Origin of the sequence: Actinomycetospora succinea (assembly GCF_004363095.1) — a bacterium.
GTDB classification, from domain to species: Bacteria; Actinomycetota; Actinomycetes; order Mycobacteriales; family Pseudonocardiaceae; genus Actinomycetospora; species Actinomycetospora succinea.
Genome location: NZ_SNYO01000006.1, coordinates 136438 through 151490 on the forward strand (window position 1 = coordinate 136438; position 15053 = coordinate 151490).

General features: G+C 73.5%; 16 protein-coding genes. 13 read left to right on the forward strand and 3 right to left on the reverse strand.

From position 1 onward, the window contains the following. Positions 1-1236: a radical SAM family heme chaperone HemW gene (gene hemW, locus EV188_RS20810; RefSeq protein ID WP_133828219.1), complete on the reverse strand. Its 1236-nt coding sequence runs from the start codon at positions 1234-1236 to the stop codon at positions 1-3. 177 nt (positions 1237-1413) lie between these two features. Here hemW and EV188_RS33245 point away from each other — a divergent pair, with 177 nt between their 5' ends. From EV188_RS33245 to EV188_RS20840, 9 genes are all read left to right on the forward strand, one after another. Then, positions 1414-1497 (forward strand): putative leader peptide, encoded by an 84-nt coding sequence (locus EV188_RS33245; RefSeq protein ID WP_424922948.1) that lies wholly within the window; start codon positions 1414-1416, stop codon positions 1495-1497. 34 nt (positions 1498-1531) lie between these two features. Then, entirely contained in the window at positions 1532-2839 is a 1308-nt protein-coding gene (locus tag EV188_RS20815) for an MFS transporter (RefSeq protein ID WP_133828220.1), read from the forward strand. Positions 2840-2851: 12 nt separating this feature from the next. Further along, positions 2852-4003, forward strand: coding sequence for an LLM class flavin-dependent oxidoreductase (locus EV188_RS20820; RefSeq protein ID WP_133828221.1), 1152 nt, complete (start codon positions 2852-2854; stop codon positions 4001-4003). A gap of 53 nt (positions 4004-4056) precedes the next feature. Further along, positions 4057-4137, forward strand: a complete 81-nt coding sequence (locus EV188_RS33250; protein WP_378022848.1) for a putative leader peptide — start codon at positions 4057-4059, stop codon at positions 4135-4137. Positions 4138-4250: 113 nt separating this feature from the next. Continuing rightward, entirely contained in the window at positions 4251-6032 is a 1782-nt protein-coding gene (locus EV188_RS20825; RefSeq protein WP_133828222.1) for a nitrite/sulfite reductase, read from the forward strand. Beyond that, positions 6029-6175, forward strand: coding sequence for a hypothetical protein (locus EV188_RS31835; protein ID WP_166659999.1), 147 nt, complete (start codon positions 6029-6031; stop codon positions 6173-6175). The genes EV188_RS20825 and EV188_RS31835 overlap by 4 nt, the downstream gene beginning before the upstream one ends. Continuing rightward, a complete protein-coding gene (locus EV188_RS20830; RefSeq protein WP_133828223.1) occupies positions 6172-6903 on the forward strand; it encodes a phosphoadenylyl-sulfate reductase in 732 nt (243 codons plus the stop codon). The genes EV188_RS31835 and EV188_RS20830 overlap by 4 nt, the downstream gene beginning before the upstream one ends. Then, positions 6900-7817, forward strand: a complete 918-nt coding sequence (gene cysD / locus EV188_RS20835; protein ID WP_133828224.1) for a sulfate adenylyltransferase subunit CysD — start codon at positions 6900-6902, stop codon at positions 7815-7817. Before EV188_RS20830 ends, cysD begins: the two co-directional genes overlap by 4 nt. Before the next feature lies 1 nt (position 7818). Then, on the forward strand, positions 7819-9093 hold the full coding sequence (locus EV188_RS20840; RefSeq protein ID WP_133828225.1) for a sulfate adenylyltransferase subunit 1: 1275 nt from the start codon (positions 7819-7821) through the stop codon (positions 9091-9093). A 56-nt stretch (positions 9094-9149) separates the two neighbouring features. On the opposite strand, the gene EV188_RS20845 is transcribed toward EV188_RS20840, so the two are convergent. Both EV188_RS20845 and map read right to left on the reverse strand, forming a co-directional pair. Then, a complete protein-coding gene (locus EV188_RS20845) occupies positions 9150-9638 on the reverse strand; it encodes a beta-class carbonic anhydrase (RefSeq protein ID WP_133828226.1) in 489 nt (162 codons plus the stop codon). A 217-nt stretch (positions 9639-9855) separates the two neighbouring features. After that, complete coding sequence (map, locus tag EV188_RS20850) at positions 9856-10644, reverse strand: type I methionyl aminopeptidase (protein WP_133828227.1); 789 nt, start codon at positions 10642-10644, stop codon at positions 9856-9858. 50 nt (positions 10645-10694) lie between these two features. On the opposite strand from map, the gene EV188_RS20855 reads away from it, so the two are divergent. The 4 genes from EV188_RS20855 (at position 10695) to EV188_RS20870 (ending at position 15017) form a co-directional block, all read left to right on the forward strand. Then, complete coding sequence (locus EV188_RS20855; protein ID WP_133828228.1) at positions 10695-10961, forward strand: helix-turn-helix domain-containing protein; 267 nt, start codon at positions 10695-10697, stop codon at positions 10959-10961. Positions 10962-11126: 165 nt separating this feature from the next. After that, positions 11127-12428: an MFS transporter gene (locus tag EV188_RS20860; protein WP_133828229.1), complete on the forward strand. Its 1302-nt coding sequence runs from the start codon at positions 11127-11129 to the stop codon at positions 12426-12428. A gap of 13 nt (positions 12429-12441) precedes the next feature. After that, positions 12442-13824, forward strand: coding sequence for an LLM class flavin-dependent oxidoreductase (locus EV188_RS20865; RefSeq protein ID WP_243741877.1), 1383 nt, complete (start codon positions 12442-12444; stop codon positions 13822-13824). Next, entirely contained in the window at positions 13821-15017 is a 1197-nt protein-coding gene (locus tag EV188_RS20870) for an acyl-CoA dehydrogenase family protein (RefSeq protein ID WP_133828230.1), read from the forward strand. The genes EV188_RS20865 and EV188_RS20870 overlap by 4 nt, the downstream gene beginning before the upstream one ends. The last annotated feature ends 36 nt before the right edge of the window (positions 15018-15053 follow it).

Sequence of the window (15053 nt, forward strand, 5' to 3'; positions counted from 1 at the left end):
TCAGCGCTCCGCGAGCGCCAGCGCCACGCCGTCGGCGAGCAGGCGCCCGCGGCGGGTGAGCACCGCGCGGCCACCGGCCCAGGCGTCGGGGGCGAGGAGGCCGTCGCGGGCCGCGTCATCCCCGGCGTCACGGCCGGCGGGGGCCAGCGCGGACACCGCCAGCCCGTCCGACGTCCGGAGCTCCAACAGCACCTGCTCGAGGTGCGCCTCGTCGGGCGTCACGCGCTCGCGGGCCTCGGCGGGCGAGCGGCCCTCCGCCAGCGCCGCCGAGTAGCGGGCCGGGTGGCGCACGTTCCACCAACGGGTCCCGCCGACGTGCGAGTGCGCGCCCGGACCGGCGCCCCACCAGTCGCCGCCGCCCCAGTAGCCCAGGTTGTGGCGGCACCGCGCCGCGTCCGAGCGCGCCCAGTTGGACACCTCGTACCAGCCGAAGCCGGCCTCGGTGAGCACGTCGTCGACGATCTCGTAGCGGTCGGCGAGCACGTCGTCCTCGGGCATCGGGATCTCGCCGCGCGCGATGCGCCGCGCCAGCGCCGTCCCCTCCTCGACGATCAGCCCGTACGCCGAGACGTGGTCCGCGCCCGAGGCGAGGACGGCGTCGAGCGAGCGGCGCAGGTCGTCGTCGGTCTCGGTCGGCGTGCCGTAGATGAGGTCGAGGTTGACGTGGCGCAGGCCGGCGTCCAGCGCGGCCGAGGCCACCGACACCGCCGCCCCCGGCGTGTGCCGGCGGTCGAGGACGGCGAGGACGTGGTCGACGTCGGACTGCATCCCGAGCGAGAGGCGCGTGTAGCCGGCGTCGGCGATCGCGGCGAGCAGCCCGGGGGTCGTCGACTCGGGGTTGGCCTCGGTGGTCACCTCGGCGCCCGGCCGTAGCCCGAACGACGCCCGCACCGCGTCGAGCACCGCGACGAGACCCTCGGCGCCGAGCAGCGACGGGGTGCCGCCGCCGAGGAAGACGGTGTCGGCCGGGGGCGCCGCCCCCAGCACGCGCGCCCCGAGGTCGAGCTCGCGGCGCAGCCCCTCGAGCCACGAGGCCGGCGACGCGGGGTCGTCACTGCTGGTGAGCCCCAGGTCGGAGGCCGTGTAGGTGTTGAAGTCGCAGTACCCGCAGCGCGTCGCGCAGAACGGCACGTGCACGTAGACCCCGAACGGGCGCGTGCCGAGCCCGGTCAGCGACGCGGGCGGGAGGGCACCGTCGGCGGGCGCCGGCTCGCCGGACGGGGGGACGGAAGGCACCGGTCCATTTTGCGCCCGCCCGCCGAGTAGCCCGTCCGCCGGACGTGAGCAGTCCCTCCCGGCGGCCGAGGCGATGAGTGCGCACCGAACTGACCGGGGGCAAACCCCGCTGCGGCGAAGGTCACCGACGGCGCTCCCCCGCTGGAACCGGGCGATCACGGATGGCACGGTCGATCCGTGCGCGCTCCCCGTCTGCTCCTCGTGGCCCGCCGCCACGTGGATCTCGGACGGCTCGCGAGCGCCCTCTGCCCGGCGTGCTGAGGCCCCCGCCCGCACGCCGTCGCAGAGGACACCCATGACCACGGCCGCCGCGCCCGCGCTCGACCAGCACGACTCCACCAGCCCCCGCACGGTGCTGGTCGCGAGCCTCATCGGCACCACGATCGAGTGGTACGACTTCTTCCTGTTCGCCACCGCCGCCGGGATCGTCTTCCCGGCACTGTTCTACGGCGACAACGACCCGACGGTCGCGACGCTGCTGTCGTTCGCGACGTTCGCGGTCGGCTTCGTCGCCCGCCCGATCGGCGGGCTGATCTTCGGCCACATCGGCGACCGGGTCGGCCGGCGCGAGACGCTGATCGTGACCATGGCCCTGACCGGCCTGGCGACCGCCGGCATCGGGTTCCTGCCGACCTACGCCGCGATCGGCGTCGCCGCCCCCGTCCTGCTCGTGCTGCTGCGGATCGTCCAGGGCATCGCGATCGGCGGCGAGTGGGGCGGCGCGGTGCTGATGGCCGTCGAGTACGCCCCGAACGGCCGGCGCGGCCTCTACGGCTCGACCCCGCAGATCGGGCTGGGCCTGGGGCTCGCGCTCGGCACCGGGGTCTTCGCCCTGCTCGGGCTCGTCATGGACGACGCCGCCTTCCTGTCCTGGGGCTGGCGCGTCGCGTTCATCGCGAGCCTCGTGCTCGTCGGCGTCGGGCTCGTCGTGCGGCTCGCGGTGATGGAGACGCCGGCGTTCCGCCGCATGCAGGCCGCCGCCGAGACCTCGCGCGTCCCGGCCGTCGACGTCCTGCGCGACCCGCCGTCGCGCCGCAACCTCGGCTGGACGCTGCTCGCCCGCTGGGCCGAGGGCGCCTCGTTCAACACCTGGGGCGTGTTCGTCCTGACCTACGCCGTGGCGACGCTCGGGATGCCGCGCACCCAGGTGCTGGTCGCCGTCACGGTGGCCGCGGTCGCGAGCGCGGTCGTCGTCCCGATCGCCGGCGCCTGGGGTGACCGGATCGGGCGCGGGCGGGTGTTCGCGATCGGGTGCGTCGTGCTCGTGCTCGGTGTCTTCCCGGCCTTCGCGCTCATCGGCACGGGCTCGATCGCCCTGGTCACCGTCGCCCTGCTCGTCATGCTCGGCCTCTCCTACGGCTTGACGAGCGGGGCGGAGTCGACGCTGTTCGCCGAGGTCTTCCCGACCCGCACCCGCTACACCGGCATGTCGCTCGCCTTCCAGGGCGGCGGCATCTACGCCTCGGGGCTGACGCCCCTGATCCTGACCTCGCTGCTCGCCCTCGGCGGCGGCACGCCCTGGCTCGCGGCGGGGTACCTCGCGCTCGCCGGGGTCGTCAGCACCGTCGCCGCCCTGCGGGCCACGCCCCTCGAGACGCTCTGACCGGAGACACCCATGAGCCTCACCGCCCACTGGTTCCTGCCCACCTACGGCGACTCGCGCGGCCTCGTCGGCGGCGGCCACGGCGTCGCGACGACGGCGGCCGACGCCGTGCGGCCCGCCGAGATCGGCTACCTGGCCCAGATCGCCCGCGCCGCCGAGACCGTCGGCTTCGAGGGCGCCCTGACCCCCACCGGCGCGTGGTGCGAGGACGCCTGGCTGACCACGGCGATGCTCGTCGCCGAGTCCGAGCGGCTGAAGTTCCTCGTCGCGTTCCGCCCCGGGGTCATCTCCCCCACGCTCGCCGCGCAGCAGGCCGCGACCTTCCAGCGCCACTCGCAGGGCCGCCTGCTGCTCAACGTCGTCACCGGCGGCGAGCCCACCGAGCAGCGCGCCTACGGCGACTTCCTCGGCAAGGACGACCGCTACGTGCGCACCGGCGAGTTCCTCGAGGTGTGCCGCCGGCTCTGGGCGGGCGAGACGGTCACGCTCGACGGCGAGCAGATCCACGTCGAGGAGGCCGCGCTGACCCGCGTGCCCGACCCGGTGCCGCCGGTCTACTTCGGCGGCTCGTCGCCGAAGGCGGGCGAGGTCGCCGCCCGGCACGTCGACGTGTACCTGACCTGGGGCGAGCCGCCTGAGCAGGTCCGCGAGAAGGTCGAGTGGATCCGCGGGCTCGCCGCCGCGCAGGGCCGCGAGGTGCGCTTCGGCATCCGCCTGCACGTCATCACCCGCGACACCTCCGACGCCGCGTGGGCCCAGGCCGAGAAGTACCTCGAGGGCATCCCCGACGCGATGATCGAGGAGGTGCAGGCGGGCCTGTCGCGAAGCGAGTCGGAGGGGCAGAAGCGCATGCGCGCCCTGCACTCGGGCGGGACGAAGACGGCCGCCGACCTCGAGGTCGCGCCCAACCTCTGGGCGGGCGTGGGGCTCGTGCGCGGCGGGGCGGGCACGGCGCTCGTCGGCAGCCACACCGAGGTCGCCGACCGGATCGCCGAGTACCACGACCTCGGGATCACCGAGTTCGTCCTCTCGGGCCACCCGCACCTCGAGGAGGCCTACTGGGTCGGCGAGGGCGTCCTGCCCGAGCTGGGCCGCCGGGGGCTGTGGGAGCACCCGGCGGGTGCCCGGGAGTCGGCGCCGGCCGCCATCCCCTTCGCGCAGTAGAGCGGGCAACCTCACGTGGAAAAAATCGCCCTGCTCATGGCAGGGTTGTGGGCATGTCTGCGCCGGGCGATCTCCTCGTGAGTCGACGTCACGTCGACCTCGAGCGCCAGTCCAGCGCGCTCTGCCGCGCCTGACGAGCGCGATCCCCCGCCACCACGCCCGAGCGGACCCCGCGCGCCCCCGCCCACGAGGCCTGTCCTCGTCGTGCCCGCGCGCGCCCGTGCACCACCCGGAGGAACCCCGAACCATGGCCGCTAGTTCCGGCGCCCCGTCGTCCGAGAAGGCCGCGACCTCGGAGGAGTCGTACGCGGAGACCACCCCGCTGCGGCACCCCGGGGCCACCGAGGACGTGCCGCCGAAGCCCAAGCCGGCCCGCGCCCGCAAGGGCAAGGCCGAGGGCCAGTGGGCGCTGGGCTACCGGGAGCCGCTCAACAAGAACGAGCAGTCGAAGAAGGACGACAACCCGCTCAACGTGCGGGCGCGGATCGAGAACATCTACGCCCACCGCGGGTTCGACTCCATCGACCCGGCCGACCTGCGCGGACGTTTCCGCTGGATGGGGCTCTACACCCAGCGCGCCGAGGGCTTCCCGGGCACCGACACCGGCCACGTGGAGGAGGAGCTCCTCGACGCCCCGCACTTCATGATGCGGGTGCGCGTCGACGGCGGCGGCCTCACCACCGAGCAGCTGCGGGTCATCGGCGAGATCTCCCAGACCTTCGCCCGCGACACCGCCGACGTCACCGACCGCGAGAACATCCAGCTGCACTGGATCCGCGTCGAGGACGTCCCCGAGATCTGGCGCCGGCTCGAGGCCGTCAACCTCTCCACCACCGAGGCCTGCGGCGACTGCCCGCGCGTCGTCCTCGGCTCGCCGGTGGCGGGGATCAGCAAGGACGAGATCATCGACGGCACGCCGGCCATCGAGGAGATCGTCGAGCGGTTCATCGGCGACAAGTCGCTGTCGAACCTGCCGCGCAAGTACAAGACGGCGATCTCCGGGCAGCAGGACATCGCCCACGAGGTCAACGACATCAGCTTCGTCGGCGTCGTCCACCCCGAGCACGGCCCGGGCTTCGACCTCCACGTCGGCGGCGGGCTCTCGACGAACCCGAAGCTCGCGGTGCGCCTCGGCGCCTGGGTGCCGCTCGACGAGGTCCCCGACGTCTGGCACGGCGTCACGAAGGTCTTCCGCGACTACGGCTACCGCCGCCTGCGCACCCGCGCCCGCCTGAAGTTCCTCCTCGCCGACTGGGGCCCCGAGAGGTTCCGCCAGGTCCTCGAGGACGAGTACCTGGAGCGCAAGCTGATCGACGGGCCGGCGCCCGAGGAGATCGCCGGCACCATCGATCACGTCGGCATCCACGAGCAGGTCGACGGCAACCACTACGTCGGCGTCGCCCCGCCCGCCGGGCGCACCAGCGGCTCGACGCTCGTCGGCGTGGCGAAGGCCGCCGAGGAGGCCGGCTCGGGCCGCGTCCGCCTCACGCCGTACCAGAAGATCGTGGTGCTGGACGTGCCGCCGGCGAACCTCGACGGGCTGACCACCGCGCTCGACCACCTCGGCCTGCCCGCCCGGCCCACGCCGTGGCGCCGCGCGACGATGGCCTGCACGGGCCTCGAGTTCTGCAAGCTCGCCTTCGTCGACACGAAGAACCGCGCGGGCGAGCTCGTCGAGGAGCTCGACCGGCGCCTCGCCGACGTCCAGGACACCCTCGAGCACCCGGTGTCGATCCACCTCAACGGCTGCCCGAACTCCTGCGCGCGGGTCCAGGTCGCCGACATCGGCCTCAAGGGCCAGATCGTCAACGACGCCGAGGGCAACCCGGCTGCGGGCTTCCAGGTGCACCTCGGCGGCGGCCTCGGCCTCGACGCCGGCTTCGGGCGCAAGCTGCGCGGGCACAAGGTGCTCTCGGCCGACCTCGGCGACTACGTCGAGCGGCTCGTGCGCGCCTACGCCGAGAACAAGGAGACCGGCGAGCGGTTCGCCCAGTGGGTCGTCCGCGCGGAAGAAGCGCAGCTCTCATGAGGTTGGCGGTGCAGTACTGCCCGTACTGCGGCGAGCAGGACCTGCGGCCCCGCGAGGAGCCGCAGGGCGCGTGGGAGTGCGCCGACTGCCGCAGCACCTTCGTCATCACTCCGGCGGCGTCGCCGGTGAGGGGACCAGCATGACCACCACGGAGACGGACGCGAGGGACGACCTGCGCACCGAGGCCCTCGCCGCCGGTGAGCGGTTCGCCGCGCGGGAGGGCGAGGTGGGCCACGAGGAGCTCACCCGCGAGATCCTCGCCTGGGCCGCCGAGACCTTCGGCGAGGACCTGATCGTGGCCTCGAACATGCAGGACGCGGTGCTGGTCGAGCTCGGCGCCGCGGCGCGCCCCGGCGTCGACGTGCTGTTCCTCGAGACCGGCTATCACTTCGCCGAGACCCTCGGGACCCGCGACGCGGTCGCGCAGGTCTACGGCGTGCGGATCGTCCAGGCCGAGCCCGAGCTGACGGTGGCCGAGCAGGACGCGCAGTACGGCAAGGACCTCTTCGCGACCGACCCCGGCGCGTGCTGCGGCATGCGCAAGGTCGAGCCGCTGAAGAAGACGCTCGCGCGGTACGACGCCTGGGTCACCGGCGTGCGCCGCGTCGAGGCCCCGACCCGCGCGACGACGCCGCTGGTCACCTGGGACGAGCGCCACGGGCTGGTCAAGATCAACCCGATCGCGCACTGGAGCGACGAGCAGATGGACACCTACATCCGCGAGCACGCGGTGCTGGTCAACCCGCTGGTCGACGCCGGCTACCCGTCGATCGGCTGCGCGCCCTGCACCGCCAAGCCGGCCCCGGGCGCCGACCCGCGCAGCGGGCGCTGGGCGGGCTTCTCCAAGACCGAGTGCGGGCTGCACGGATGACCGCCGCCGCCGTGGAGACGCTCCACACCGACCAGCTCGACGCCCTCGAGTCCGAGGCCATCCACATCATGCGCGAGGTCGCCGGCGAGTTCGACCGCCCGGTGATCCTCTTCTCCGGCGGCAAGGACTCCATGCTGCTGGTGCACCTCGCCGCCAAGGCGTTCTGGCCCGCGCCGATCCCGTTCCCGGTGCTGCACGTCGACACCGGGCACAACTTCGACGAGGTCCTGTCGTTCCGGGATCGGGTCGTCGAGCGCTACGGCCTCGAGCTCGAGGTCGCGCGCGTGCAGGACTACATCGACGACGGGCGCCTGTCCGAGCGCGCCGACGGCACCCGCAACCCGCTGCAGACCACGCCGCTGCTCGACGCGATCGCCGAGCACCGCCACGACGCCGTGTTCGGCGGCGGGCGCCGCGACGAGGAGCGCGCCCGGGCCAAGGAGCGGGTGTTCAGCCTGCGCACGGCCTTCGGGCAGTGGGAGCCGTCGCGCCAGCGCCCCGAGCTGTGGAACCTCTACAACGGGCGGCACAAGCCGGGCGAGCACGTGCGCGTGTTCCCGCTGTCGAACTTCACCGAGCTCGACGTGTGGCGCTACATCGCCCGCGAGGGCGTCGAGCTGCCGTCGATCTACTACGCGCACACCCGCGACGTGTTCTCCCGCGACGGCATGTGGCTGACCAGCGGCCCGTGGGGCGGGGCGCGCGACGGCGAGGAGGTCGTCACGAAGACGGTGCGCTACCGCACCGTCGGCGACGGCTCCTGCACCGGCGCGGTCGAGTCCACCGCGACCAGCCTCGACGAGGTCCTCGCCGAAGTGCGCGAGAGCCGGCTGACCGAACGTGGCGCGACGCGGGCCGACGACCGTCTCTCGGAGGCCGCCATGGAGGACCGGAAGCGAGAGGGCTACTTCTGAGATGACCGACCTGCTGCGCCTCGCCACCGCCGGATCCGTCGACGACGGCAAGTCGACGCTGGTCGGACGGCTGCTCTACGACACCAAGTCGGTGCTCGCCGACCAGATGGAGGCCGTGGAGCGCGCCACGCAGGGCGGCGGCGACCCGGACCTCTCGCTGCTCGTCGACGGCCTGCGCTCGGAGCGCGAGCAGGGCATCACGATCGACGTGGCCTATCGCTACTTCGCGACACCGCAGCGGTCGTTCGTCCTCGCCGACACCCCCGGCCACGTCCAGTACACCCGCAACACGGTGACGGGCGCATCCACCGCGCAGCTGGCCGTGCTGCTGGTGGACGCCCGCGCCGGCGTCGTCGAGCAGACCCGCCGCCACGTCGCGGTGATGGGCCTGCTGCGCGTGCCGCGGCTCGTCCTCGCGGTGAACAAGATGGACCTCGTCGACCACGACGAGAACACCTTCTGGCGGATCGCCAAGGAGTTCACGGGGCTCACCGACGCCCTCGGCTACGCCGAGTCCGACGTCGTCGCGATCCCGCTGTCGGCGAAGAAGGGCGACAACGTCGTCCTGGCCTCGGAGAACACGCCCTGGTACGAGGGCCCGACGCTGCTCGAGCACCTCGAGTCGGTGCCGGTCGAGGGCGCCGACCACACCGCGCCGTTCCGGTTCCCCGTGCAGTACGTGGTGCGCCCGCGCACCGAGTCGCACCCCGACTACCGCGGCTACGCCGGGCTCGTCGCGGCCGGCACGGTGCGCGTCGGCGACGAGGTGGAGGTCCTGCCCGACGGGCAGCGCACCCGCGTCGAGGGCATCGACACCTTCGACGGCGAGCTCGACGCCGCCCACGACGGCCAGAGCGTCGTCCTGCGCCTCACCGACGACCTCGGCATCGCCCGCGGCGCCGTGCTCGCCGCGCCGGGCGCGCCCGAGCCGGTCACCGAGTTCGACGCGACGCTCGCCTGGCTGCACGAGAAGCCCCTGCGCCCCGGCGCGCGGCTGCTGCTCAAGCACGGCACCCGCACGGTGCAGGTCATCGTCGGCGCCGTGACCCACCGGCTCGACACCGAAGACCTCTCTGTCGTCGAGGACCCGGGCGAGCTCGGCATCAACGACATGGGCCAGGCGTCGCTGACGGTCTCCGAGCCGCTGCCGCTCGACCAGTACGACGAGATCGCGGCCACCGGGTCGTTCCTGCTCGTCGATCCGCAGGCCGGCGACACGCTCGCCGCGGGCCTCGTCGGGCGGCCGCTCGTCGCCCGCCCGCTGGAGATGCGCTGACGCGCAGGTGAGTGGTTCGGGTCGCCAGGGCGACCCGAACCACTCACGTGTCGGCGTCAGCTCACCTCGTTCAGCTTCCCGGTCGCGACGTCGAGCACGAACCCGCGCACCGAGCCCTTGTTCTTGACGAACGAGCTGTCGGTGATGCGCTTGATCGAGTCGCGGACGTCCGCCTCGAGGTCGGGGAACGCGTTGGCCGACCACGACGGGCGCTCGCCGGCCTCCTTCTCGAGGATCTCGGCGAACTGCTCGTCGGTGAAGGTCACCATGCCGCAGTCCGTGTGGTGGATCAGCACGATCTCCTCGGTGCCGAGGAGGTGCTGGCTGATCGCGAGCGAGCGGATCGTGTCGTCGGTGACGACGCCGCCGGCGTTGCGGATGACGTGCGAGTCGCCCTCGTGCAGGCCGAGCGCGCCGTAGGGGTTGACGCGGGCGTCCATGCAGGCCACGACGGCGGTCCTGCGCGCCGGCGGCAGGGGCAGCTCGCCCGGGAAGGAGGCGACGTAGGCCTCGTTGTTCTTCAGGTACTCGTCGGTGACGGACACGGGAGAGCCTCCGCGGGATCGATCCGGATGGTGGGCACGACGATCCGGCCGCGCGAGCGGATCTCAGGACACGTCTCGACCCCGGGCGCTCACGCGGCCCGGCGACACCACTGGTCGAACTCCTGCACGCGCCGGCTCGGCCAGAACGGCTCGAGGGCGCGGCGACTCATGCGCACATCTCACCGCAGGCATCCGTTCGGCCGCAACGAGGGCCCGTCTACGAGACGGCGGCGAGCTCGTTCTCCCGGCGGGTGAGGACGCGCGGCCCGTCCTCGGTGACGGCGACGGTGTGCTCGCTGTGGGTGGTCCGCGAGCCGTCGGCGGAGCGGATGGTCCAGCCGTCGGGGTCGAAGACGATCTTCCCGGTGGTGCGCGCGAACCAGGGCTCGAGGGCGAGGGTGAGGCCGGGCTTCAGGCGCATCCCGCGGCCGGGGCGCCCGTCGTTGGGCACGTGCAGGTCCTCGTGCATCGTGCGGCCGATCCCGTGCCCGCCGAACTCGAGGTTCACCGGGTAGCCGTGCCGGGCGGCGACCGCCCCGATCGCGGCCGAGATGTCGCCGAGCTTCCCGCCCGGCTGAGCAGCGGCGATGGCGGCCTCGAGGGCCTCCTCGCTCGCCGCGACGAGCCGCCGGTCGTCCTCGCGGGGCGTGCCGACGATGACGGTGCGCGCGGAGTCCGCCGCCCACCCGTCGACCATGACGGCGAGGTCCATCTTCAGGACGTCGCCGTCGCGCAGGACGTAGTCGTGCGGCAGGCCGTGCAGGACCGCGTCGTTCACCGACAGGCACACGACGTTGCGGAACGGGCCGCGCCCGAAGGACGGCGCGTAGTCCCAGTAGCAGGACTCGGCCCCGTGCTCGCGGATGAGGTCGCGGGCGTGCTGCTCGAGGTCGAGCAGGTTGACCCCGACCGCCGCGCGCTCCCCCAGCTCCGTCAGCACGTGCGCGACGAAGCGGCCGGCCTCGTGCATCCGCTCGATCTCGGCGGGGGTCTTCAGCTCGATCATCGACAGCACTCTCTCCGCGGGATAACTATCCCGGTATTAGTATCACGGTCATGGTGCGCGTGCCGCTGACGGCCGAGGAACACGAGCGGGGGCAGCGCCTCGGCGAGGTGCTGCGTGCGGCGCGGGGCCCGCGGAGCATGACGTCGGTGGCGGCGGCGGTCGGGATGTCGCCCGAGACGCTGCGCAAGATCGAGACGGGGCGCGTCCCGACGCCGGCGTTCTTCACCGTGGTCGCCCTGTGCGCCGAGCTCGGGCTCCCGCTCGACGACCTCGCCGGGCACTGCACCGCCGCCCCGGAGCCCTCGCGCAGCGCCTGACGGCGGGGACGACCGTCACCTTGCGTTGACCCGCCCGGGTGACCCTGGTGGACTCCGTGCCCGTGTTCCTGACCCGCCGCCGGCACGTCGACCTCGGTCGCGTCGGCGCCCAGGGCTGTCGTCGCTGACCTCGTCAGCGTCCAGCCCTCTCCCCCGGGAACCCTCATGAGCACCAGCACGCCCACCACCGCCGCGCCCGTCCGCACCCCGCGCCGGGTCGCGCTCGCCAGCGCCATCGGCACCACGATCGAGTGGTACGACTTCTACCTCTACGCCACCGCCACCGCGCTGGTGTTCAACCAGCTGTTCTTCCCGTCGATCAGTCCGACGGCCGGCACGCTCGCGGCCTTCGCGACCTACGCCGCGGGCTTCGGGGCGCGCCCGATCGGCGCGGTGATCGCCGGGCACCTCGGTGACCGGCTCGGACGCCGCACGGTGCTCGTCGGCGCGCTCGTGCTCATGGGGAGCGCGACGACGCTGATCGGCCTGCTGCCGTCGTTCGCGACGATCGGGGTCGCCGCGCCGATCCTGCTCGTGGTCCTGCGGATCCTCCAGGGCCTCGCCGTCGGCGGCGAGTGGGCCGGCGCCGCGATCCTCGCCGTCGAGCACGCCCCGCCGCGCCGCCGCGGGTTCTTCGGCAGCTTCACCCAGCTCGGCTCGCCCGCCGGGATGCTGCTCGCCACCGGGTTGTTCTTCCTCGTGCGCACCGCGGTCGGCGACGCGGCGTTCGTCGACTTCTGGTGGCGCCTGCCCTTCCTGGCCAGCGCGGTGCTCGTGATCGTCGGGCTGGTCATCCGGCTGCGCATCTCGGACGCCCCGGAGTTCACCGCGCTGCGCGAGCAGGGCAAGGTCTCGCGGCTGCCCGTCGTCGAGGTGTTCCGCGCGGCGCCGCGCGAGGTGATCCTGACGAGCGGCCTGCGCCTGTCGCAGATCGCGCTGTTCGTGCTGATCACCACGTACGGCCTGACCTACATCGCGAGCGAGATCGGCCGCGGCTCGAGCGCCGGCCTGATCGCCGTGGTGATCTCGTCGGCGCTGGGGCTCGCGACGACCCCGCTGTGGGCGATCCTGTCCGACCGCATCGGGCGCCGGAAGCCGTACCTGTTCGGCGCGGTCGGCGGCACGGTGACGCTGCTGCTGTTCTTCCTCGCCGTCGGCACCGGGTCGACGCTGTTTGTCGTGCTCGCGGTCGTGCTCGCCGTCAACGTCACCCACGACGCCATGTACGGGCCGCAGGCCGCGTGGTTCGCCGAGCTGTTCGACGTCCGGCTGCGCTACAGCGGGGCGTCGCTGGGCTACGGGATCGGCTCGGTGATCGCCGGCGGCTTCGCGCCGCTGGTGGCCGCGGCCGTCGTCGGCGCGACCGGGTCGTTCTGGCCCGTCGTCCTGATCTTCGCCGGTGTGTCCGTGCTGACGATCCTCTCGGCCGTCTTCGCGCGCGAGACGGCGTTCGACGACGCGGTCTGAGAGAAAGGACGCCGTGCCCCCCGAGAAGCGGAGAATCCACCTCAACGCGTTCGCCATGAACTGCGCCGGCCACCAGTCGGCCGGCCTGTGGCGCCACCCCGACGACCAGGGGTTCCGCTACACGGACCTCGACCACTGGATCGGGCTGGCCCGGACGCTGGAGGACGCGGGGTTCGACGCGCTGTTCCTCGCCGACGTGTTGGGCATCTACGACGTCCACGGCGGCAGCCGCGACGCCGCGGTCCGGGCCGGCGCGCAGGTCCCCCTCGGCGACCCGATGCTGCTCGTGCCGGCCCTGGCCGCGGCGACGTCGCGGCTGGGCTTCGGGGTCACGGTGTCGGTGAGCTACGAGCACCCGTACGCGCTGGCGCGGCGCTTCACGACGCTCGACCACCTGACCAAGGGCCGGGTCGCGTGGAACGTCGTCACCGGCTACCTGTCCAGTGCGGCGGCGAACCTCGGGCTCGGCGAGCAGCTGCCCCACGACGAGCGCTACGCGATGGCCGAGGAGTACCTCGAGGTCTGCTACAAGCTCTGGGAGACCTCCTGGGACGAGGACGCGGTGGTGCGCGACGCCGGGCGCGGCGTCTACACCGACCCGGCCAAGGTGCACGACGTCGCCCACCACGGGACGTGGTTCGACGTGCCCGGGCCGTTCCTGTGCGAGCCCTCGCCGCAGCGCACACCGGCGATCTTCCAGGCGGGCGCGTCGTCGCGGGGCAAGGCGTTCGCCGGCAAGCACGCCGAGGCGGTGTTCGTGTCGGGGCCGTCGACGGCGGTGGTGGCGAAGTCGGTGGCGGGCATCCGCGCGGCGGTCGCCGAGGCCGGCCGTGACCCCGAGTCCGTGACGATCTACGTGCAGCTGGCGCCGGTGGTGGCGTCGACGTCGGCTGAAGCACGGGAGCTCTACGAGAGCTACCTCGCTGCCGCCTCCCGCGAGGGCGCGATGGCGCTCTTCGGCGGCTGGACCGGCCTCGACCTCTCCGACGTGCCGCCCGACGAGCCGCTGCGCCACGTGCACACCGACGCCGGGCAGACGGCGCTCGCGTCGTTCACCACCGACGACCCGGACCGGGAGTGGACGATCGACGAGATCGCCGCGCACCTCGCGGTCGGCGGGCGCGGCCCGGTCGCGGTGGGGTCGCCCGCCGAGGTCGCCGACGAGATGGAGCGCTGGATCGACGAGACCGGCGCGGACGGGTTCAACCTCGCCTACGCGGTCACGCCGGGCACGTTCGAGCAGGTCGCCGAGCTCGTCGTCCCCGAGCTGCGCCGGCGAGGGCGGATGCCGGAGACCCCGCCGACGGGGACGCTGCGCGAGGTGCTGGGCGGCAAGGGTCCGCGGGCGGACGCGAGCCACCCGGCCGGGGCGCTGCGGGCGGGTGCCACGTCGTGAGCCCCGCGTCCCGGACCGCCGCCGAGCCCGAGGTCGCCGCGCTGCTCGCCGAGATCGCCGCGGGGGCCGCCGAGCGGGAACGTCTCGACGAGTCGCCGTTCGACCAGGTCGCCGCGGTCGCGCGGGCCGGGCTCGGCGCGCTCTCGCTGCCCGTCGACGAGGGCGGGCGCGGCGCCTCGGTGCGCGAGGTGCTGGCGTTCGTCGTCGACCTCGCCGAGGCCGACCCGATCGTCGCCCACGTCCTGCGCACCCACTACAGCCAGGTGCTGGGCTTCCTGCGCAACCCCGACCCGGACGTCCGCCGGCGCTGGGTCGACGAGATCCGCGCGGGAAAGGTGTTCGGGAACGCGATCAGCGAGACCGGGCCGTCCGCGGCGGGCGGGCACGAGTTCGACACCCGGCTCGACGACGTCGACGGCCGCCTGGTCCTGAACGGCACGAAGTACTACAGCACCGGGACGCTGTACGCGGACTGGATCTCAGTGGCGGCGCGTGTCGACGGCGACCGCGTCGCGACGGTCATGGTCCCGGCCGACCGCGCCGGGGTCGACGTCGTCGACGACTGGGACGGCATGGGCCAGGGCCGCACGGGCACCGGGACGACGCGGTTCACCGACGTGGCGGTGGAGCCGGCCGACGTGCTGGGCTCGCGGCCCCGGCTCGAGGCGCGCCCACCCGGCGACGTCGCGTTCCTGCAGCTCTACCTGCACGCGCTGGTGGCGGGCATCCTGCGCAGCGTCGCGACCGACGCCGCCGGCGTCGTGCGCTCCCGGAGCCGGACCTTCGAGCACGCCGCCGCGCCGCAGGCCGTCGACGACCCGATCCTGCAGGAGACGGTGGGCCGGCTCTCGGCGACGGCGTGGGTCGCGGAGTCGGCGGTGCTGACCGCGGCGGACGCCATCGACGCCGTCATGGAGGCGTGGGCCAAGGGCGAGCCGACCGAGGACCTGCTGCTCGCGGCGTCGCTGGCGCACGTGTCGGTGAAGGTGCACCTGGACCGGGTCGGCCTGGAGGCGGCGACGGCGCTGTTCGACGTCGGCGGCGCCTCGGCGTCCAGCCGGGCCCGCAACCTCGACCGGCACTGGCGCAACATCCGCACGCTGACCCTGCACAACCCGGCGAGCTACAAGGCCGCGGCGATCGGACGCCACCTGATCTCCGGCGCCCCGCTCCCGACCAACGGCTACTTCTGATGTGAGTGGTTTCAGCCCCTCCAGGGGCAGAAACCG

Excerpts from the sequence above, each read along its gene's own strand:
- EV188_RS20815 (WP_133828220.1), top strand. The coding sequence starts at position 1,532 with ATGACCACGGCCGCCGCGCCCGCGCTCGACCAGCACGACTCCACCAGC.
- EV188_RS20820 (WP_133828221.1), top strand. The coding sequence starts at position 2,852 with ATGAGCCTCACCGCCCACTGGTTCCTGCCCACCTACGGCGACTCGCGC.
- EV188_RS33250 (WP_378022848.1), top strand. The coding sequence starts at position 4,057 with ATGTCTGCGCCGGGCGATCTCCTCGTGAGTCGACGTCACGTCGACCTC.
- EV188_RS20825 (WP_133828222.1), top strand. The coding sequence starts at position 4,251 with ATGGCCGCTAGTTCCGGCGCCCCGTCGTCCGAGAAGGCCGCGACCTCG.
- EV188_RS31835 (WP_166659999.1), top strand. The coding sequence starts at position 6,029 with ATGAGGTTGGCGGTGCAGTACTGCCCGTACTGCGGCGAGCAGGACCTG.
- EV188_RS20830 (WP_133828223.1), top strand. The coding sequence starts at position 6,172 with ATGACCACCACGGAGACGGACGCGAGGGACGACCTGCGCACCGAGGCC.
- cysD (WP_133828224.1), top strand. The coding sequence starts at position 6,900 with ATGACCGCCGCCGCCGTGGAGACGCTCCACACCGACCAGCTCGACGCC.
- EV188_RS20840 (WP_133828225.1), top strand. The coding sequence starts at position 7,819 with ATGACCGACCTGCTGCGCCTCGCCACCGCCGGATCCGTCGACGACGGC.
- map (WP_133828227.1), bottom strand. The coding sequence starts at position 10,644 with ATGATCGAGCTGAAGACCCCCGCCGAGATCGAGCGGATGCACGAGGCC.
- EV188_RS20855 (WP_133828228.1), top strand. The coding sequence starts at position 10,695 with ATGGTGCGCGTGCCGCTGACGGCCGAGGAACACGAGCGGGGGCAGCGC.
- EV188_RS20860 (WP_133828229.1), top strand. The coding sequence starts at position 11,127 with ATGAGCACCAGCACGCCCACCACCGCCGCGCCCGTCCGCACCCCGCGC.